The sequence below is a fragment of the Sporosarcina sp. ACRSM genome (genome assembly GCF_022346545.1).
Taxonomy (GTDB): Bacteria; Bacillota; Bacilli; order Bacillales_A; family Planococcaceae; genus Sporosarcina.
Genome location: NZ_JAKRNU010000002.1, coordinates 1 through 20,664, shown reverse-complemented (window position 1 = coordinate 20,664; position 20,664 = coordinate 1). Strand labels below are relative to the sequence as shown.

General features: G+C 42.1%; 21 protein-coding genes and 1 pseudogene. 5 read left to right on the top strand and 17 right to left on the bottom strand.

The genetic code is table 11. The features are described 5' to 3' along the window. Positions 1-95: 95 nt before the first annotated feature. The 3 genes from MHZ95_RS03900 to MHZ95_RS03890 all read right to left on the bottom strand — a co-directional run bounded on the left by MHZ95_RS03900 (position 96) and on the right by MHZ95_RS03890 (position 3,520). The gene (locus tag MHZ95_RS03900; RefSeq protein ID WP_239389220.1) at positions 96-1,412 is read right to left on the bottom strand and encodes a YheC/YheD family protein; all 1,317 of its coding nucleotides are present in this window, start codon (positions 1,410-1,412) and stop codon (positions 96-98) included. A gap of 61 nt (positions 1,413-1,473) precedes the next feature. Further along, positions 1,474-1,911, bottom strand: a complete 438-nt coding sequence (locus MHZ95_RS03895) for a hypothetical protein (RefSeq protein WP_239389219.1) — start codon at positions 1,909-1,911, stop codon at positions 1,474-1,476. A gap of 298 nt (positions 1,912-2,209) precedes the next feature. After that, on the bottom strand, positions 2,210-3,520 hold the full coding sequence (locus tag MHZ95_RS03890; RefSeq protein ID WP_239389218.1) for a Mur ligase family protein: 1,311 nt from the start codon (positions 3,518-3,520) through the stop codon (positions 2,210-2,212). A gap of 316 nt (positions 3,521-3,836) precedes the next feature. Between MHZ95_RS03890 and MHZ95_RS03885 the strand changes: the two genes are divergently transcribed. After that, positions 3,837-5,066: an ATP-grasp domain-containing protein gene (locus tag MHZ95_RS03885; protein WP_239389217.1), complete on the top strand. Its 1,230-nt coding sequence runs from the start codon at positions 3,837-3,839 to the stop codon at positions 5,064-5,066. 123 nt (positions 5,067-5,189) lie between these two features. Here the strand turns inward: MHZ95_RS03885 and MHZ95_RS03880 are convergent, their stop codons facing one another. The 6 genes from MHZ95_RS03880 to acnA all read right to left on the bottom strand — a co-directional run bounded on the left by MHZ95_RS03880 (position 5,190) and on the right by acnA (position 13,117). Beyond that, positions 5,190-7,355, bottom strand: coding sequence for a YheC/YheD family protein (locus tag MHZ95_RS03880; protein ID WP_239389216.1), 2,166 nt, complete (start codon positions 7,353-7,355; stop codon positions 5,190-5,192). 129 nt (positions 7,356-7,484) lie between these two features. Continuing rightward, complete coding sequence (locus MHZ95_RS03875) at positions 7,485-7,892, bottom strand: CotY/CotZ family spore coat protein (protein ID WP_239389215.1); 408 nt, start codon at positions 7,890-7,892, stop codon at positions 7,485-7,487. Between the two features lie 100 nt (positions 7,893-7,992). Continuing rightward, positions 7,993-9,210 (bottom strand): ATP-grasp domain-containing protein, encoded by a 1,218-nt coding sequence (locus MHZ95_RS03870; protein ID WP_239389214.1) that lies wholly within the window; start codon positions 9,208-9,210, stop codon positions 7,993-7,995. A gap of 117 nt (positions 9,211-9,327) precedes the next feature. After that, positions 9,328-9,639: a hypothetical protein gene (locus tag MHZ95_RS03865; protein ID WP_239389213.1), complete on the bottom strand. Its 312-nt coding sequence runs from the start codon at positions 9,637-9,639 to the stop codon at positions 9,328-9,330. Between the two features lies 1 nt (position 9,640). Continuing rightward, a complete protein-coding gene (locus tag MHZ95_RS03860; RefSeq protein ID WP_239389212.1) occupies positions 9,641-10,066 on the bottom strand; it encodes an acyl-CoA thioesterase in 426 nt (141 codons plus the stop codon). Positions 10,067-10,402: 336 nt separating this feature from the next. Beyond that, positions 10,403-13,117, bottom strand: a complete 2,715-nt coding sequence (acnA, locus tag MHZ95_RS03855) for an aconitate hydratase AcnA (protein WP_239389211.1) — start codon at positions 13,115-13,117, stop codon at positions 10,403-10,405. Positions 13,118-13,402: 285 nt separating this feature from the next. On the opposite strand from acnA, the gene MHZ95_RS03850 reads away from it, so the two are divergent. Both MHZ95_RS03850 and MHZ95_RS03845 read left to right on the top strand, forming a co-directional pair. Beyond that, positions 13,403-13,948 (top strand): cysteine hydrolase family protein, encoded by a 546-nt coding sequence (locus tag MHZ95_RS03850; protein ID WP_239389210.1) that lies wholly within the window; start codon positions 13,403-13,405, stop codon positions 13,946-13,948. 115 nt (positions 13,949-14,063) lie between these two features. Then, complete coding sequence (locus tag MHZ95_RS03845; protein WP_239389209.1) at positions 14,064-14,318, top strand: GlsB/YeaQ/YmgE family stress response membrane protein; 255 nt, start codon at positions 14,064-14,066, stop codon at positions 14,316-14,318. 90 nt (positions 14,319-14,408) lie between these two features. Here the strand turns inward: MHZ95_RS03845 and MHZ95_RS03840 are convergent, their stop codons facing one another. Then, positions 14,409-15,074 carry a lytic transglycosylase domain-containing protein gene (locus MHZ95_RS03840; RefSeq protein WP_239389208.1) on the bottom strand — a complete coding sequence of 222 codons (666 nt, stop codon included), beginning with the start codon at positions 15,072-15,074 and terminating at the stop codon, positions 14,409-14,411. A 33-nt stretch (positions 15,075-15,107) separates the two neighbouring features. Further along, entirely contained in the window at positions 15,108-15,701 is a 594-nt protein-coding gene (locus MHZ95_RS03835) for an SCO family protein (RefSeq protein ID WP_239389207.1), read from the bottom strand. A gap of 263 nt (positions 15,702-15,964) precedes the next feature. On the opposite strand from MHZ95_RS03835, the gene MHZ95_RS03830 reads away from it, so the two are divergent. After that, entirely contained in the window at positions 15,965-16,372 is a 408-nt protein-coding gene (locus tag MHZ95_RS03830; RefSeq protein WP_304648900.1) for a DUF2621 family protein, read from the top strand. Positions 16,373-16,400: 28 nt separating this feature from the next. Here the strand turns inward: MHZ95_RS03830 and MHZ95_RS03825 are convergent, their stop codons facing one another. The 3 genes from MHZ95_RS03825 to MHZ95_RS03815 are packed head-to-tail and all read right to left on the bottom strand — an operon-like array spanning position 16,401 to position 17,970. Beyond that, positions 16,401-16,895, bottom strand: a complete 495-nt coding sequence (locus tag MHZ95_RS03825) for a CcdC family protein (RefSeq protein ID WP_239389556.1) — start codon at positions 16,893-16,895, stop codon at positions 16,401-16,403. Positions 16,896-16,899: 4 nt separating this feature from the next. After that, a complete protein-coding gene (locus MHZ95_RS03820) occupies positions 16,900-17,238 on the bottom strand; it encodes a thioredoxin family protein (protein ID WP_239389205.1) in 339 nt (112 codons plus the stop codon). Between the two features lie 21 nt (positions 17,239-17,259). Continuing rightward, a complete protein-coding gene (locus MHZ95_RS03815; RefSeq protein WP_239389204.1) occupies positions 17,260-17,970 on the bottom strand; it encodes a cytochrome c biogenesis CcdA family protein in 711 nt (236 codons plus the stop codon). A 222-nt stretch (positions 17,971-18,192) separates the two neighbouring features. On the opposite strand from MHZ95_RS03815, the gene MHZ95_RS03810 reads away from it, so the two are divergent. Further along, positions 18,193-18,648 (top strand): DUF4362 domain-containing protein, encoded by a 456-nt coding sequence (locus MHZ95_RS03810; RefSeq protein WP_239389203.1) that lies wholly within the window; start codon positions 18,193-18,195, stop codon positions 18,646-18,648. An 8-nt stretch (positions 18,649-18,656) separates the two neighbouring features. Here the strand turns inward: MHZ95_RS03810 and MHZ95_RS03805 are convergent, their stop codons facing one another. The 3 genes and pseudogenes from MHZ95_RS03805 to MHZ95_RS03795 form a co-directional block, all read right to left on the bottom strand. Further along, positions 18,657-18,992, bottom strand: a complete 336-nt coding sequence (locus MHZ95_RS03805; protein ID WP_239389202.1) for a YolD-like family protein — start codon at positions 18,990-18,992, stop codon at positions 18,657-18,659. A 164-nt stretch (positions 18,993-19,156) separates the two neighbouring features. Next, a pseudogene (locus tag MHZ95_RS03800) lies at positions 19,157-20,266 on the bottom strand (MFS transporter). 183 nt (positions 20,267-20,449) lie between these two features. Further along, positions 20,450-20,664: transposase (locus MHZ95_RS03795; RefSeq protein ID WP_239389201.1), on the bottom strand; the 215-nt coding region annotated here is incomplete at its 5' end.

Genomic DNA, 20,664 nt, shown 5'->3' with positions numbered 1-20,664 from the left:
TTCGATTCCTCCTCTCCTCTAAATATTTTATGAAAAGTATGTTTTGAATGTATGGGTACCAAAGTGGGGAACTTCTGCCGAATCCAGTTAATATCTTAGGAGGCATTGAAGAAACCACGTTCAATGTTTTTGATAGCCGTATACATCTTTTTATCCTCCAGCTTATGAAACATTGAGAGGTCAGGGGCTCCATTGCCTTCGATGATCCCTATTCCGCCCCGTTTGGTCATTCCGATATCAAAACCGATGATTTTGATCCCTGTTTTGTTTTCTTCAAGCCGGCCGGCTGCGACGATACAAATTTCATCTATCTTCGCTTCCAATGATTCGATCGATCTAAATCGCATGTTCGAATACTGAATGGCATCCTTCAGCGATACTAACCCCTGTGCCGCGTTGGTGACGATAAAGCCCTCAGCGGCGATTTTAACAATCTTCCCGGTTGTTTTCCAAGCCGAATCGACCTTTTGCACAATCACCCGGCAATCGATGGGACAACCGTTAATCATTGCTAATGGTAATTTTTGCTGGATAATATAGTCCCTTTCAGATAGATGATTTTCTTCGATAAAATGATAAGCTTCCTCAAGAGTCCCTATCGTCTTTTTTTTGATTCCTGAATGAATTTCATACGAATGGTCATGATTTACGGAAACTTGCACGATGCCCAAGCCGCTCTGACCGTTACAAGGCTTGATGATTATTTCATGATATCTGAGAAGAAAATCATGTAAAGTGGCCTCCGTATATAAATCTGTATGGGGCATAAAAGGCTTAAGCGAACGTTCTGTCATCAGCGTAAGATATTGGTTCCATTTACTCCTAGGCAAGTGCAACTTGGTATCATGGATCCAGATCCCCATTTGCATGTCATACACAATTTCAACGACGATCGTATGACACGTTGGAAAGGATTCTCCAAGTTTTTCGGCAACCAACATAGATAAGTTCCCTATTTTGTGACGAAAATACCTATAGATCCCCCTTCCATTTGTAGTGTTCATTTTCTCTGTATAAGAACGTATTGTCCACGCATGTGAGGCTGATTTCCGATGCGCGGTAACAAGATATCGACAATGGCCTTGGGCATACCGGCGACTCATCTTTAATGGCTTGATCACATAATATTTCTGCGTAATTTCATGACGCATCAGATGTTGATAAACCGTTTCCTTGTCTGTACATATCACTGTTTTCGATTTCGAGACGATCGTAAACCGGTTATTGACAGCGGACACACAAATCTCGCCGGAACCAAATGCAGGCAGTATGACAAACATATTGTATTTTCCGATAAAATCGTATAAAGATGCTTTGGAGAATAGTTCCGTTTCTACGAGATGCTTCGATAGGCTTTCGACGGAATTCAATAGATAAAATTGGCTTAATCGGCCGCTACTGGCCTTCATCATTCAACTCCCCTTTAACTTGATTCAGCAGGATGGCTATGTGAAAAATTTGAACATCATACGACTATAATTGCTGACAACCTATTGCGGTGATGGAGCCTTGCGGGACAAATACGGCACCATTCTGGTCAAAGAAACCTGTTATGACAAAACTTCTCACACTATCATGTCCTGGAAAAACATGATCTTCAAAGACCGCCGTAAAGGGATATTGTTTTCCGTTCACGATGCCAGTTCCTCGAACAGTAACCGAACAACCCAGCTTCTCTTTCTGGCAGACAACAGAAGTAATGTCATTTGCAGTAAATAGAAAGTCATTTACAGATGGACGTCCGGTATCCACAAACTTCAAGGAAAGCGTCGATTTCCCAAGTGTAGTGACACAAACGTCGGCCAAATACGTAAGATCTCCTCTAATCGTTCCGCATTTGCCCCTCAATTCGACACGATTCTTTTTCGAGAACGCATTGACAGAGACGCCACAAGGACAAAGGATTCCCATACATTTCCCTCCTTTCTTTCAAGATACTTTACGATATGAACGGCATGTAGGATGCGGCTCGGTGTTTGTCCGAGGGAAAGAAACTTTTATCTTCATTCAGAAAAAGACTCCCATCTCTATACATGTAGTTTTGTTTTCTGTTCAACGGATGTTCAAACGCCCGCTGAATGAAAATAAAGCCTCCGACGGATGTCACAGATTTTGAACGGAATTACGCCGAGGCGTAATTGATCAATACGAGAAGAAACAAAGTGCCTCCTGAAAACACCCGAGTCTAAACGCCAGTGTTTTCAGGAGGCTATTCCTTCTTCCGTAATTTAACGGCCAATTCGATAATGGGTTTGCTGTACATATCTCCTTTAATCAAGATAATTGTATTTTCATCGGTAATCCGTTTTAAGAGATCAAAAACAAGGATACTATTGTTAAATGTATAAGCAGGAGCCCTCAAGCCGCAAAACACTGCATGATCCGCCATGATACGCGCATGTTCGCCAATGGTAATGAGGACATCTACACCAATCTGATAGATCAGTTCCCCTGCTTGTTCATGGATAATATATCCCCAAGATCCCAAATCCGTTATCGTTCCCAAAATCGCTATTTTATTTTTTCCTTGTCCAACATCATTTAATACTTTTAATGCTGCTTCCAAAGAAGTCGTTGTGATGCTCCATGTATCGTCAAGAATAGTCGATCCGTTAATACCGTCAAACAGTTGAAGATGCTTATTTAAATTTCGGAACGTTTTCAACTGATGCGCGATCTCATGGAAATGAATGCCCATTTCATGTGCAGCTGCAATCGCAGCAAGCGCATTATATACTTGATGCTCACCAATTCCCGGCACGAACATCGGATACTCATTGTGCTCGTATTGGACAATAAATCGCATGCCGTTTGTACAGTATTGGATATCGCGCGCTTTAAAGTCACAGGAAGAATGGATCCCCACTTTGATGATTCGCCCCTTATACTGATTCAGATTAAGCTTTCCGCTATTTTGATCATCAGCATTGATGATTAACACACCTTTCTGTTCAAGTGCTTCGCATATTTCACCTTTCGCCTGAATGTATCCTTCTAACGTTTTACAATAATTTAAATGGTGTGCACCAATGTTCGTAATAATTCCAATGGTCGGTTTGAAATACTTCCCCGCATTGCGTACATCTCCAGGGGCACCGACTGCCGTCTCAAAAACAGCCGCCTCTGTGTCTTCATCAATGCTGAGTAGGTAATGTAAATGAGCGGTTCGTGAATTATTACTGTTGTTTGTACAGGCGATGCTTTTATCTACGGAAAGAATATGGCAAAGCATTTCCTTTGTAGTCGTTTTTCCAGAAGTCCCTGTAATTGCCACAATCGGAATTTGAAACAGGCTACGATAATTATTCACAAATTGCCAATACGCTTCTTCCGTATCCTTTACTTTGATAACGGTCAAATTCTCTGATTTCTCATTCGGACTATATGTTTGATGCGTGACAAGGACAATTGGAAAAAAATCTTTTAACCTCTCCCATTTCACAATCTTTTGCTTTGAAAAAAGAACGGTATTTGGCTTCTTCACTTGTTTCAGACGATAAGCTCCATGGTAAACAATCATATTATCGGACCCTTGAATCAAATCACCGGCAATTGTAGTTCGAATATGTTTAACCGAGAGGGGCTTCATGGCGTTCGTTTCACTCCTTTCATGTATAGCATTATATGTAAATGTCCTCATCTTGCTTGTACGAATCACTTAGATTGTTCCATTGTTCATACACAATATCCGATTTTCTTGTCGAACAGCTCTCCTAATTTTCGTTCTTTCGTGATACATAACCCATGCCAAAAACAGTTTTCTTCCATAAACATATAAAGGGAGGTAATTGCGCCAAGGCGTAATTGATTGGAGCTTCCTAAAGGAGGTGTACCGTTTGAAAACGATTGTCTTTGTAGGCACAAATAAATCCGGTTCCAGTCGAGAAGCGATCCAAGCCGCAGAACGGATGGGGTATTTTACGGTTTTATTCACCAAAAATGAAAAGCAGCTACGTCAAAGAAACGAATACTTGGATGTACATGAGATGATCTTTGTGGATACAGACAATATTTCCGAAATGAAAAATGAAGTGAATCGGCTCAAGTCAAAAGGGAAGGAAATCAAAACCATTGTCAGCTTTATCGACTCCAATGTCTATCAGGCATCCATACTTTGTGATGCGTTTTGTCCAAACCGTATCTCCTCTAAAGGGATCGAAATCATGGAGAATAAAGAGCAAACGAGAAACCTTTTACATGATCAGCCTTATACCCCAAAATTTCTTGTGATCCAACCAGGCGAGACGGATTTCTTTGACACAGTAGACACACAGTTCCACTTTCCTGTCATGGTGAAATCCCCTAAATCGACAGGTTCCAAAGATGTGCTGCTTGCAAAGGGAAATGAACAATTAACAAAACAGATTGCCAGCTTGCAGGAAAAAAATCCGGATGAGTCCATCATTCTAGAAGAATATATTGAAGGTGATCAATATTTAGTCGAGGCGCTTGTCTATAATAACAAGGTGCAGATTGCGGGCATTTGTAAACAAGAAATTACACAAGGTAAACGGTTTATTATTACGGGCTATGGGGTCTATGCGGATGTCCCAAGTAACTTGAAAACAGGAATTGAAAATGTTTTACATTCCATCATCTCTCAATTCGGCATTATAAACGGTGCTTTGCATCTTGAGTTACGGCTTTCAAAAAATGGTTGGAAACTCATTGAAATCAACCCGAGGATATCCGGGGGCGCGATGAATAAAATGATTCAAGCCGCATTTGGTTTCAATTTAGTAGAAGAAACACTGAAACTGTACTTAGGGGAGAGTCCCTCACTCAAACCAACATGCAAGAATTACGTCTTTACCCAGTATCTCGTTGTTTCAAAAAAAGGGGTATTGGAAAAAGTAACCGGGAAGAAAAGGGCAAAAAATTCCCCTGGAGTGGTTGACGTTTACGTGAAGCCTAAAAAAGGCACCAAATTGATTCCACCGCTGTCCATGGGGCATCGCTATGCCTATGTCATCGCCGCTGGTGAAAGTATGGAAGAGGCGAAACAGCTTGCACAAAATGCTGCAAACGAAATTCGATTTCATCTGATAGAGGAAACAAAAGAATAAAGTGAAACTTCGTGTTGGCCCGTTAATGCGGGATAAACGGGGAACTCCTAGATTCTTTAACTTTAAATACCCGAATCATCACGCACTAGTAAGTAGTGTGGATGATTCGGGTATTTTGATTTGCTATCTAAATGTTTGATCGATAAATTTCACTGTTTCAAACATATTCGTCTTACTGGCTCCTTTAACCAGAATTGTATCATCTTTTTCAATCAGATCTGCTAACAACTCATGTAATTTGTCTTTATTGGTGAAATGATAAACGTTTTCAGGAGGGAATCCCTTTGCTTTTGCCTGTGCGCCAATGTCATCTGTTCGAAATCCATAGGTGATTAAAATATCAATTTCCTGCTGGTACACATATTCGCCGACTTTCCGATATTCCTCCTCCCGTAAATCTCCTAACTCCCTCATTTGTCCGATGATTGCAATTTTACGGTGTTTCCCTACGTTGGAGAGAACATCGATCGCCGCCCTTACTCCTTCTGGATGGGAGTGTACAGTATCATCCAGAAGGGTGATATTGTCACGGCAATTATAGATGGTCAATCGTCTCGGCGGTTTTCTAAAGAGCAATCCCAGCTTAATATCTATTGGCGCAACGCCTAAATAATCAGCGACAGCAATTGCATTGAGTGCATTATAAACATGATGCTCCCCAAGTATCGGTATGAAGAACCTCATTTCCTTCCCCTGAAGTTCCATCTTGAAGTTCATGCCATTATCTCCAAAGGCAACATCATAAGCCCTATAGTCTGCGTCCGAGTTTACGCCAATCGTAATGATTTTTCCTTTGAAGTTTTGAGTCTCTAAATACGTTGAATTCGCATCATCCTTGTTAAGCACTAAAATGCCTTCCTGGTCCATTCCGTGGATCAATTCAGATTTGGCATGTGCAACTTTTCTAACATCTCCGCCAAAATTCCCGACATGTGCCTTCCCTATATTCGTCACGATGCTAATATTCGGCTGGATGATGCTGCAGTGTTCTGTAATCACTCCTGGATAGGCCATGCCATACTCCAATACAACCGCCTCATGGGATGCTTGAATTTCTGCAGCATGCTTTTTCGTGTGTTCTGTCGTATTCCAATAATCTTTCGACTCGAATACATTCCATTTCTTTGCTAAGATCGATGCTAGGAATGCTTTCGTTGTCGTTTTACCGGCACTTCCTGTGATTGCGATAATAGGGATTTCCTTCTGTTCCCCAAAGCTCTGTTTTTTGATTTCTTTTATTTTTTCCGCAATCACTTTTTGATTCTGTGCCAAATACATCGCATATTGAATGGTATTGATTACTACATCCAGTTCCAAATAGAATGCAGGAGGACAACCCGGGCGCCAGTTCACTTCATAAATCCAGATTTTTTGATTCTCATCTAATCCGATATCCACACCGATTTCATCAATGACCTCTTCGAATTGAATCATTTGAAGCTTATCTAAATGTTTTGCAAGTGCTAAGGAGAAATACTCCAAAGTCCTCCTGATATTGAAAGCTTCCTCTTTAAATTCTTGCTGTAAAAACGGGTCCAAATAATTGGTGAACCCTCCATTGTTAATATTTGCAATGATCGATCCTGGTGGAGCAATGCGTGGGTAAATGGTGGTAATCACCCATTCGCCTTCTCCGTTTTTTTGTACATGAAGCCTGAAATCAAATACTTGCCCAGATTTCGTGACAGATTGAATATAAGGCTGAACGATATGTGTCCCTTTCGAAATTTTTGCCTTTATAAAATCATATAGCTGTTCCCTTGAATAAGGGGTACTTGTGTTATCCCTCCGAACTAGAAAAGCATCGTCTTTTTTTGTAATTAAAAATATCCCTTTTCCTTTTCTTCCATCAATCGGTTTCAAGACAGCCTTTTCAAATGCGGCCATAAATTTAAAGAAATGATCCGTGTCTTTTACAATCTCTGTCGGGATTAAATAGTTGGCAAACTCATTCGCTTCTTTCAACCGTTCATTCACATTCCACTTGTTCCCGATTGAGTGAGTGGTAAAGGGGATTTCATTCTTCAACTTTTGAATAATTTCTTTCGATTTAGCTAATTTTTCGGGACTCCCCGCATTATAAATCACGTGTGGGAAGGGCATGATTCGCGCCACCCATTTACCATTTTCGTAAACTTGTCCTCTAATTGTCCGATTGACAAAATTCACTTCCCCCGGCGAAAAATAAAAAAACCGGGCTCCTTCCGCTTTGGCCACCACCGCATACGCATAGGATTTTATGACAGTGGTGGGATCTTTCCGATGATGTAACATTCCTATCAAAATCATTGAATAATCTCCTTTTGTCTTTTCTCCAATCCTTCTCTAGTACATTCGATGAACAATGCTTTTGATACGGATAAACGTTTATAACTAGAAGATGAATTATGAAAGACGACGGGAGGATACGGTCATCGATTAACATTTTGGTTCAATAATTGGAAATGGTCGATTTACGAACTCTAAAGGAAGGGGGTTAATGGCACAAAAGCATCTTAAGTTAACAATGACGCAGCTTTCCGTTTTGCGAAGGGCAAATAAATCATCACAGCAGTCAGTAGGACACCCTTCCATATCAACGGCTTCAAGTAATGATAAAACGGCACAGCATGTTTCTTCATCCAACTTCTCCAATCGAAAAAAAGGGGTTGCCATGCATTTATTGAAAGCCTTAAATGGATCATTTTGATGCGCAGAAAAAAGCATAAAAGGAATGGTATCCACCTTTTTAGATACACAGATAAATTGAAATTCCATCTCTGCCAGCATACATTGTTCCTTTAGCAATGCTTTCATCGACTGACAAATACAACTTTGTTTCCCCACTTCGACTTGTCCCCCTTCCCACTTGGGTAGCTATCACTCGTATATCCTATAACTTTAGTGTATGCCGGGAGAGAGATTTTGGAGAGGATTTCTAAAAATCCTACAGTAGTTCCAAGTAGAATTTGATGTGATTGGCGGCATTCACCGCGTTTGTCTTTGCTTCTTCTGGAGTATCTCCGGAAGCGATCACATATCCGTAACGATGCCCCATGGAAAGCGCAGGCATCATGATCGTTCCTTTTCCGGGTTTGATAGAGACCTCTTTTACGCCAGGTTGTGCTTTGGCCTTCTGTTCACCTATTACTTTTAAGAGGTAGCCACAAGATCCAATGATTATATAGCGGGTGTAAATGGATTTCTCAAATTTCCTTGTCAAATCGGGTTCAATACCGAGATATAGTTTAATCGTTTCTCCAACGAGATGAATGCCAAATGCTTCTTCTATCATACGATTCATCGCTCCACCAGCTATCCTTGGATTCATTTCAATGAGCTTCCACTCCCCATTTACAAATCTGCATTCAAGATGACAAGCAGCATTTGAAATCTTAAGTTCCTTTATGATTGATTCAACTGCTTGAACAAGTTTCTGATAGAATTCATCTTTCACATCCAGCTTGACCGCATAACCGGTTACAATGAACTTGAGGTTTTGCGTGATGTCTTGTTGAACAATCGCCACAATCGTGCTCTTTTCGCTGCGCACAAGCACCTCGACTAAATATTGGGGTCCGTCTAAGTATTCCTCCAGTATTATTTTTTGGTGACAATCTTGCTTCGTCAATTTCTTCAGTATCTTTTGCATCTCTATTTTATTTTCAACGACGTAGACATCCTTGGAGGCTTTAGAAAGGGCTGACTTAACGATCATTGGATATTTGTACCCATTATGGATCAGACGTGCCCAATCGTCTCTGAGATCAATGATTTCAAAATTTGGGGTCGCGTCATGTTGTTTCAATTCTTTTCTTGTTGCCGCTTTGTCTTCCATTATTTTCAAAGCTTCAACGGAAATTTGGGCACCACAATATTCATTTGCAAGTTGTGCAGCGATTGATACAAACGGGTCTACAAAACTGATGATCGTCTTCATAATAGCCCCTTGCTCTTGAAGCTGGTTAATCGTAGTGCGAATTCGCTCTTCTGTCAATTTTTCAAAATGAATCATTTGTGCAACCTCTGCAAATTCATCCTGTTGCTCGATAAAACTCCTTCTTTCCGTTAACAATACTGTACGATAGCCTAATCGCGCAGCAACTTTTAGCGCTTCCCTGCTCGAACCCAATTTGGTTGTTTCAATAAATAAGATGGTTTCCATTTATCATTTCACCTTTCAATTGCACCCCTATTGCCTCCTTTCATTCTTATGCTGTAAGCGTAGCGCTTAGGCTTAGACAGATCGATTAAAAATAGAAAAAGCATAAGGCTCAATGCCCTACGCTTTTGTCCTTAGGCCGAATCGTTCCAATTGGTCGATAAAGCCTTCGTTTTCCAGAATAGTTCGTTCTTCGTTTCCAAATAAGTCGAAATGAGGATAATCATTCCGCATATCGATCCATTCCGGTTTCAATCCATATTGTTTTCCCCATTCAATCAACTTTTCAACATTCGCGCAACCCGCTTTGGTCACCGTTTTGCATCCGGGAAAACGGTCATCAAGCCAGTAATGGGTCAAAAAAGCGATGTCGCCATCACTGACCGCTTTTTTCCATGCTTTCAGTTCCGCCCGTTGTATGCCGAACGCCATATCAGTCTTTCACCTTTCGAATCTCCCGGTATTTAGCATCCCATGCCGGATCGACTTTCTGCAAGGAAACTGGTCGAAAGTTTTCTTTCTTGACGAGAACATGTTCCGAAGTGGCTGCTGCTGCCACTTTTCCATCTTCGTGAAGAATCTCATAGCCGTATGTCGTGCGCAGCCTATCATGTGACTCGATCCATGTGCGGACTGTCGCCTTTTGTCCGTATTTCATCGCAGCCTTATATTGGATCGATAAATCCGTTACCGGCGATAAATAGCCGCTTGCTTCCAAACCGGCATATGTAAAACCGAGATCTTCAATCAATTTGGTCCGTCCGATTTCCATCCAAACTAAATAATTCGCATGATAGACGACTCCCATTTGATCGGTTTCCGCGTATCTGATTTCAATTTCTTTTTCGCTAATATGCACATTGCTCACCTCTTTGTCCATTATACAAAATGTCGAAGAAAAAAGGTGCCCGATTCACTCGGACACCTCAGCCTGTTGACAAACGCTCGCACCCGTTGTTGCTCGTCTCGCTCGTCCGCTCATGAACTTTAGTTCGATTCGCGTCTTCGCTCGACTTCGCGCGGGCTCGCAGGAAGCGAGTCATGCAGGCGTTGCGACAGGACGTCGCGCTCTTAGCCTACCTTCCACATGACAAGCGTTTTCAATCAGGCTGAAAGAGATACCTGCTTATGGTTTATTCACTAAAAAAGAGTGTAGACAAAGTTAAACAATACTTTGTCTACACCCTATTTGGCATTAGTTGTTTTTCATTTTGTCGCGAAGAACCATTTGTAGGATTCCTCCGTGACGGTAGTAGTCAACTTCAACTTCTGAGTCAAAGCGTGCTAATACGTCGAATTCTTTAACAGTTCCATCTGGAGATGTCGCTGTCACTTTTAGAATATCACGAGGTTTTACGCCTTCCGCGATATTGACGCTGATTTCCTCTTCACCTGTTAGGCCAAGTGTTTCAGCACTTTCACCATTCATGAATTGAAGTGGAAGAACACCCATCATGACAAGGTTTGAACGGTGAATACGCTCGTAGCTTTCTGCGATAACTGTTTTAATGCCGAGAAGGGAGGTACCTTTCGCAGCCCAGTCACGTGAAGAGCCCATTCCGTAGTCTTTACCAGTAATGATTGCAAGACCTGTACCGTTTTCTTGATACTTCATCGCTGCATCATAGATCGGCATGATCTCTTTTGTCGGCCAGTAAGTTGTGAAGCCGCCTTCTGTGCCTTTTGCAATTTGGTTACGGATACGGATGTTCGCGAATGTACCGCGCATCATCACTTCGTGGTTACCACGACGTGAACCGTATGAGTTAAAGAAACGAGGGCTGACGCCTTTTTCAGTCAAGTATTTACCGGCTGGTGTATCTTTACCGATTGCACCCGCTGGTGAAATATGGTCCGTCGTGATGGAATCGCCGAATTTACCGATGACACGAAGTCCTGATAGTCCTTGGATGTCAGCAGGTTCTTTTGCAAGTCCTTCAAAGAACGGTGGGTTTTGAATGTACGTGGAATCCTCGTCAAAATCATACAATGCCTCATCAGTTGTTTCAATTGCATTCCATGCTTCGTTCTCCGTGAATACGCGTGCATATTCTTTACGGAACAATTCAGGTGTAACAGTTGCTTTCACAACATCTTGAACTTCTTCGGATGACGGCCAGATGTCTTTGAAGAATACATCGTACCCATCTTTGTCTTTACCGATCGGATCTTTTTCAAAATCGATATCGACTGTTCCAGCCAAAGCATAAGCAACAACTAGTGGCGGTGAAGCCAAGTAGTTCGCTTTTACAAGTGGGTGGATACGTCCTTCGAAGTTACGGTTACCTGAAAGAACAGAAGACATAAGCATATCGCTATCCATGATCGCTTTTTCAATTTCAGGAAGAAGCGGACCAGAGTTACCGATACAAGTTGTACAACCATATCCGACTGTCGTGAATCCGATTTGGTCTAGGTATTTGTCAAGACCGGAATCTTGCAAGTAACCTGTAACAACTTTTGAACCTGGTGCAAGGGATGTTTTGACATAAGCTGGCGGTGTAAGACCTTTTTCGACAGCTTTTTTCGCAACAAGCCCAGCACCCAGCATAACGTAAGGGTTAGATGTGTTCGTACAAGAAGTGATTGCGGCAATCGCAATGTCACCTGTTTGGATATCAGCTGTACGTCCATCTTCGAAATGGATTGTCGCTTTCTTCTCAAGCTCTTTTGGTGTGAATCCGAAACCTTGGTTCCCTTCAGGTGCAACAACTGCGTCATTGAACGCGCTTTGCATTTCTGTAAGAGGAATCATATCTTGTGGACGTTTCGGTCCAGCCAAGTTTGCCACGATTTGGGATAGGTCGATTTCAACAACATCCGTATACGTCGGTTCTTCCTTATCCGCTGTAAAGAACATATCATTTTCGATTAAGTATTGTTTGACTACTGCGATGTGATCTTCCTCACGACCTGTTAGGCGCATGTAATCAAGTGCCTCTTCGTCTACCGGGAAGAATCCGCAAGTTGCACCGTATTCTGGAGCCATGTTTGCAATTGTCGCACGGTCCGCTAATGGTAACTTGGAAACGCCTGGTCCGAAGAACTCGACGAATTTACCAACTACACCATGTGCACGAAGTGTTTGTGTCACTTTGAGGGCAAGGTCTGTCGCTGTCGTTCCGTTTGGAAGTTCACCAACAAGTTTTACACCAATTACTTCTGGAATCGGGAAGTAAGAAGGTTGACCAAGCATACCCGCTTCCGCTTCGATACCACCTACACCCCATCCGAGAACACCGATACCGTTGATCATCGTTGTATGGGAGTCTGTTCCGACAAGTGTATCCGGGTACGTTTCGAATGTACCGTCTTCATTTTCAATCGCATGGACAACGTTCGCAAGATACTCAAGGTTTACTTGGTGAACGATCCCTGTTGCCGGTGGTACAGCACGGTAGTTATCGTAAGCTTTTTGTGCCCAGCTTAGGAACTGGTAACGTTCAGCATTACGCTCGAACTCAAGCTCCATATTTTTTTGCAATGCATCAAGCGTTCCGTAACGGTCAACTTGTACGGAGTGGTCAATAACAAGGTCAACCGGGATTTCCGGGTTGATTTTGTCAGGGTCTCCACCCATTTCAGCCATTGCTGAACGAAGTGATGCTAAATCGACGACAACAGGTACACCTGTGAAGTCTTGAAGAATGACGCGGGACGGTTTAAATGGCACTTCGGCACCTGCGTCCGCATTATTACCCCATTTTGCCAGATTTTCGACGTGATCGTCTTTGATTACATAGCCGTCATGCTGGCGTAGGACGGATTCAAGTAGCACTTTGACTGAGTAAGGCAGTCTGGAAATGTTCGCGATACCCGCATCTTCAAGGGCGGCAAGACGGTAATAGTTATACGTCTTTCCGTTCAGCTCGAATGATTTACGGCTGTTGTGCAAATTGCTTTTTGCCATTGCTGAATTCCTCCTTCTATCGACTGAAAACTACTGAAAAGGCTATAAAGGAGCATCTTTTCTCTAGTCCATCATAATATACAATTCTATATAAGTAAAATACATTAATTTTATAGTCTTCCATAAGATAATGTAATGACTTATTCATTTATTATTAAGATTTTTCAAACACTTTCATATATTGTCGATTGTTCTAATTTACTAATTAGCGGTTTTGAAATATACTGTTTTTTCAATCGAAATATGACATGATTGAAATGATCAGTGAAAAAGGGGCGAACTTCAATGAAAAAAGCTTTACTAGTGATTGATTACACAGTTGATTTCGTTGCTAAAGATGGTGCGCTCACTTGCGGCGAACCTGGCATCGCTTTGGAAGAGTACATTACAAACTTGACGAAAACTTTTTTGGATGAAGGCCATTTTATTGTGATGCCGGTCGATGTGCATGATCTCGATGATCCGTACCATCCTGAAACGAAGCAATTCCCGCCGCATAATATCCGCGGAACAGCGGGAAGAGATTTATTCGGTTCTCTTCAGCAATTGTACAATGAACGCAAAGAAGATATCATTTGGATGGATAAAACACGTTTTAGTGCCTTTGCAGGAACCGATTTGGAATTGTTATTGCGGGCACGCGGCATTACGGAATTACATCTTGTCGGTGTCTGTACGGATATCTGTATTCTTCATACGTCCGTCGATGCTTATAATCGCGGCTTCGATCTCTTTATTCACGAAAAAGGTGTGGCAAGCTTTAATCCTGTCGGGCACGAATGGGCGTTGAATCATTTTGAAGCAACCCTTGGCGCGACGGTCATTCGCTAATTTTTTAGCTCTTTTTTGGTAATTTTTAACCTGTCTGATGTTTAGCGTATCGCCATAACGGTTATAGCAAATACTAAGAAAGCAATTATGAATGACTAAAAAGGAGATGAACAACATGAGCTTCATTTGGTTTTTAATCGTTGGTGGGATTATCGGCTGGCTGGCAGGCCTTATTTTAGGAAAAGATATTCCAGGCGGGATTATCGGTAATATCATTGCCGGAATCATCGGTGCTTGGGTCGGCGGAATGCTTTTAGGCCAATGGGGACCAAGAGTTTCTGATTTCTACATCTTCCCTGCCTTGATTGGTGCGATTGTGCTTGTATTCATTGTGAGCCTTATTTTAAAATCGATGCGTAAAGCATCATAAGCGCATAAAAAAAGATGGACACCGATTTGGGTGTTCCATCTTTTTTTATGCGCTCTACAATGGAGCCTAAATTGTTAACCAGTGTGCCGTTTATTGCTCTGTTTTCAAACGATATGCTTCAAACTCGTTGAAAAAATAAAGAACGTCCTGAACATATTTTTCACTGTGGTTGTAATGGAAAATCGCTTTTTCAAGATCTCCATCTGCCGCACCACTTTGGGAAAGATAATTCGCCGCGCTAAAGATGGCATCTTCCAGATCGTATGGATCGGCAATCCCATCCCCATTCGCGTCGACTCCATACCCACCGTATTCGGCAATAATTTCCGGATTTGTTTTATCCTCTTCTGGAATCTCCCCTTGTCCAAGTCCTCCGCAACCAGGGTAACTCCATCCGACAAATGTACATGGCATAAACTGCATATGTCCTTCTGCCCCAACCGGGGAAAGGAGCGGATCCATTGTCGAAAACTTCGTTTCAATCCGGTGATGGGCAGCGAGAAGCGTCCATGGAATACCGTATGTCTCGGCCGCCTCTTTGTAAACGGGGATATATTCCTCAGGAATTGTCATGGCCGTATGGCGGTCTCCGATTTCAAGCAACGTACTCGCCGACTTTTTGATGAACTCAGAATCGTTCAGACTTGTCCAAATGATGGCCGTCAATGTGAAGACAGTGACAGCGACGGGGATCAGCAAGAAAAGGAGCATGGCCTTTACTTTGATGGATAATCCTTTTCGTTTTTTTTGTTTCATTTTTACACCCCGTCAATTTTCGTATTCCTTTACTTATGCACCTGCTTTAACGAGTGCTTTGACATCTTTCACAATTTGCTCGTACGGGACATCTGAATATCCGTTATATGTTTTCACAACTTTTCCCTCTTGGTTAACAAGGGAGAAATATGTAGCATGAATCACATTATTGTTTTGTGGATCATCGGCAACAAGCGTTCTAAATGAGTCCATCGCAAATTTGATGATTTTTTCCTGCTTAAAACCTGTCAACATTTCCCATCTACTTTGATCTTGGACATCAAAAAGATCGAGATATTCTTGCATCAATTCCGGCGTATCTGTTTCCGGATCGATACTGAACGACACGATTTTATAATCTTCGACACCTTCGGCTGCAAGGTCTTTCTCAACGTTCGTCATATTGACCATCATCGGTGGACAAGCATCCTGACATTGCGTGAATACAAACTGTGCCAACCATACTTTCCCCTTTAAATCCTCCAACGAAACTTTTTCATGATGTTGGTTCGTAAATTCAAATGGCTCAATGTCATATTCGTGATCCGCTTTGAAACCACCTTGTGAACAAGCACTCAAAACGAGTACGACAAGTAAGCAAAAAGGCAGTAACCATTTTTTACGCATTCTCTTTCCTCCACTATCTCTTGATACGTTCATCATAGCGGAACTGATTGTCCTAGACAAGCGAAGCGCTGATGAGTTCCATGGCAAAACATTGACGTTTCTGTGAAGTGGATTTCACTTTTAACGCTAAGTATCGACCTTCTCTCTCCCTCTATCTGTCGAATCAGCAAGAAAAAATACATTGTCCGTGAATTTTCTGGCGGATGCTCTTATAATGGTGAATAGAATGGAAGAGGTGAAGACTGTTGCAACAAGACTTATTTATGTGGTTCATCCTTTTTTGGTGCATTGTACTTGTCGCACTTTTCGGAATCGGCGGCTTTTTCATGTTCCGGAAATTTTTAAAAGTATTTCCGAAAGCGGACGGTAAATCTACGCTGGACTGGGAAGAACATTATGTAGAAAGTTCCCTTCATCTGTGGAATGATGAAGCGAAACTTCTGTTGAACGAATTGGTGTCGCCTGTTCCAGAACTGTTCCGCCCCGTTGCCAAACAAAAAATTGCCGGTAAAATCGGTGAAATTGCGCTTGCAGAAAAAGCGAAGAAAATCGACTTTGATCTTATCATACGTGGATATATACAGGCAACGCCAAAACGCGACCATAAATTTCTACGTAAAAAGTTGAACTCCATGGAAGTGGATCTCACTCCCTATGAACATCTATTCTAAAGGAACATAAGAAAAAAGGTGCCTGCAATTAGTTGCGGACACCTTTTTCTTGTTTGAGACGATTGTATTTGATTAGCATTCCGATCCGCCATGGCACAATCATCCCAAAGGCCAGTATCCAGAACATCCCGCCGAGTTCTCCGACGTCAATCGTATTGCTGAGCATCAGTTTCCCAATGAGACGAACAATCAACAGACCGAATAAGATAAACAAGAAAGCCTTTGAGCGCTTCATGTAGATATCTCCATCTCGACGCTGGAAGTTTGTTGTTTTAATAAGGATGATCGAAAAAAGCATACCGACAGCGAGTGCTTCAAGCACCTGTAGCGGCGGTACCCGGAATTCCTCAAAAATGAACATCAATGCTCCTGTTGACATGAACAGAGGCGGCAAGATGATTTTTTTCGGTGTCACTGGTTTTTTTGCGGCTTTTGACCGGACAATCAATGCGAGCGTCCCCATGAATAAGGCGAGCGCCGTCGAACCGATAATCAGGTATGTCGGGGGCACCTTTGTAAAAATCGTATCAATCAGTGCGCTCAATCTTTTTCCCCCGTTCCACCAGTTCCCCTAAGCGTCTTTTCAGCTCCTCCATTTGAACAAACCTAGCAAAGCGCGCATACTCTTTTCCATTTGCGAACAAAAGGACGACGGGTGCGGTAAATAAGGATAACTGCCCAGCAATTTCCGGCACTTCCGCCACATTCACTTTGTAAAAAGGGATCGGATATGCTGCTTGCAAGTCCTCTACTTGCGGATACAACCCGTCGCAGACCGAACAATTGTCTGTCTTGACAAACAAGAGCAACTCTTGATTTTGTTCAATGATCTCCAGCCATTCCTTGAATGATCCAATTTGTTTCATTGGTATTCCTCCAACCTTCTATCAAAAGCCCGTGAAATCCCCGAAAAGTGGGCTTAACCAATTGATGATGTATGTCATGCCGTCGAAAAACAGCAAGACTCCAACGGCAATCATAATATAACCGCCAACTTTCATAATGATGCCACTCGATTTGCGAATCCATCCAAGTCTGGTGATGAAGAACGACAGGATGAAGAATGGTATCGCAAAACCAAGGACATAAGCGATCATATAGGCCATGCCGGACCCTGGATTAGCCGCAGCTAAACCGATAATCGCTCCAATGATCGGTCCCGAACAAGGTGTCCAGCCTGCCGCAAAGCCAAGTCCGATAAGCACGGATCCAAAATAGCCTGAAGGCCTGTTTTTGAATTGAAGCCTTTTTTCTTTCATCAGAAATTGTGGTGTGAATAATCCGGCAATGATGACTCCGAATAAGACGATAAAAATCGCTCCAACTTGTCGTAGAATTTCCTGGTTTTGTATAAAAAACTTTCCTATAAATGACGTGCCGAAACCGAGTACGATAAATATAATCGAGAATCCGATTAAAAAGAATAACGTATGTAACATTCCACTTTTGCTCATCCGTTTTGAGTCCGATTTCAAATCGTCCAATGACATGCCTGTAATATACGAAAGAAATGCCGGGTATAGTGGCAATGTACATGGCGATATGAAACTGAGAAACCCTGCGCCAAAAGCGAGGAACAGATTTAAATCAGTAGCCATTCTTATTCTCCTTTTCACTTTTCTGCTTCAATCGTACCAAAAGAAACACTTGAATACGCCTAATTTGTCTGTGAACAGTTTATGACATTTGACGGAACATTAACTCATTTGAATGAAAAAATCCGCTTGTTGAATTATTTTTCATACATCGAGAAGGGGTAAGGGATTTGATTGATACATATAGTGGTCGTGAAACCTTAAGTATATCACTGGAGGGATTCTATGCAAAAGTGCTTGTATCTATTTGGTATTCTTATCGTGCTTCTTTTATCCGCTTGTTCGTATGATAGTGATAAAGCGGTAAAAAATGGGGATGTGATTAATATGCATGGTCCCATTTATAACTTTACCCGCTTTGAACACTTTTTGGAAAAAACTGAATCCGGAGAAAAGGCTTCCGTACGGATTACCAACTATACACCCGATGGAAATCCTACGTTGTACAATCTCTCTTTCAACGGGTCTGTATTCGATTTGGAAATTGATCGTTCAAAGAATAAAGATCGTGGAGACAACCCTGCCAAAACAAATATGACATGTACAGGCCTCTTAACGGAAGAGGGAGAACAGCTATTCATCTATACACTGGAAGGCTGCCAGCAACCTGCCTCGACCGAAAACTTCATGCTGCTAAGCGTTTTGAAGGAACAGTTGGAAGAGCACGATCACTCGCATTGAAAATGACATCACGAAAAATCCATCGTTTCTATGCCAATAACGGCGTCCAGTGAGAGGGTCTGGACATCCTGCCCCACTTCCAAATCAATGAGTCCTAACTGGCCATTCACCCTTTTCAAGACGCCTATTCTATCCTTGAATACCCCGTCTTCCCATGTTTTGACCCGGATTTCACACCCTGTCCGATAAGCGATATCCAACTGCTGCTGCATGTCTTGCCATGCCCACTCATCAAGGGTGGGTTTTTCTTCGTATGCATCTTCCGCTACCCAGTCCCGTAACTTTTCCAGATGTTCGGGCAACATCATCGCCGTCCATTTTATGCGTCCGCGATCACGGATCATAAAGATTCTCCCTTCCAAGGAACATTTGTTCTATTATATAAAAATCCGCCTCCTTTATGCAAGGAAGCGCTTATGATTACACTCCGCAAAAAAACTGCCACGTCCGGTAATTAATGGGTTTTAATACAGAAAAGCTTATTCCTCTTTTTCACCTCAACAGTTTTTTATTGAGAACTAAACTTCTTGTTTCTTAAAAAAATAAATACCGCACTTAATATGACGGATAAAATTCCGACTAGAACCACGTATTGCGTTCCCATTGCTGAGATGAATAAGCCTCCTACAGCTGTACCAATTGTCGTCCCAATATTCGCGGATGATAAAAACAAGCCGTTCGTAAAGTCAGGCGCTTCAGGTGCTGCAGAGGTAACGACATATTGAGTAATGTTTGCGGAAATTCCAGCTAGTATTCCCCAAAGTAAGATAATCATTATCATTGGCAAGGTAAGCTGTTCCAAGAAAAATTGGACGATATAGACAACCCCCAATAGAAAAGGGATTGTGACGATTGTTTTAATCGGATTAATCGTCAGTAGTCTTCCAGCCAAAATGTTACCGATAATATTGGCTGCACCGTAAATGAATAGCATCACGCTAGTTACACTTGGGGATATATTCGTTACGGTTTGTAAATAATCTGCAAGATAGCTGTAAACCCCAAAAACAGCTGAGTTCAGCAAGATGACAATGAGTATAGACAGTCATGTAACAGATTTTTTCAATACATTTAATTGAGTTCCATAGGAGATTTTTTCTTCAACCGGCATGGATGGAACGAATAGTATGGTAGCAATTAGTACAAGGATATTAACAACAGCGAAAAACGCAAGCGCTAGTTGTAAATTAGACACGCTGGCAATAAAACTGACAATTGGAACCCCGACGACCATCCCTGCAGACACACCAACAAAAATCTTCGATACTGCTTTGGGAGCTTCCTCTTTGCTAACCGAATCAGCAGCCGCTGAAAACGCCAAAGAAACATAAACCGGATGTAAAAGGGCGGGAATGATTCGGGCAATTAATAAAACGATGAAATTGGATGTAAATATAGAGATGATGTTCCCCACTACAAAAACACTTAATACAAGGATCATCACGTTTTTTCGATTCATCCCCGAAAATAATAACGGCATGGTTGGAGCCGAGATGTCAACGCCTATGGCAAAAATACTGACCAACCATCCCGCTGTTGCAACTCTCACATCGAAATAAGCTGCAATATCGGGTAATATCCCAATGAAGCCCATTTCGGTATATGAACCTCCCGCCACTTAAAACGTTCCGTTTTTGAAGTGGGGGTTTCCTACCAAATGAATGGAAATGCTCCAACAAAGAATGTGGGTGACACGTTCTTTTTACGGGAATTCGTAGGGGTCGGTTTCATTCACTACAGTAGGCAACAACTTATCCGAAGATAAGCAGGGTCGGTACAGACCATCTACTACTTCCTGCTATTAGGCAATCCGTAGATACTTTGTACGTTTTAGGCTGAAATCGAGTTCTCTGATTTCACCGTAAAAGGTTTTTGCGAAAAAATTGGATGCCCCGTGAATATCACGATGATTCGCATAGCCACAAGGACATGTATAGATTCTCGAAGAGACTTTGCGTTTCTTCGGACAGCAAGGACATTGCTGCGTTGTATCGCTTTCATCATGTTTGTCGATTT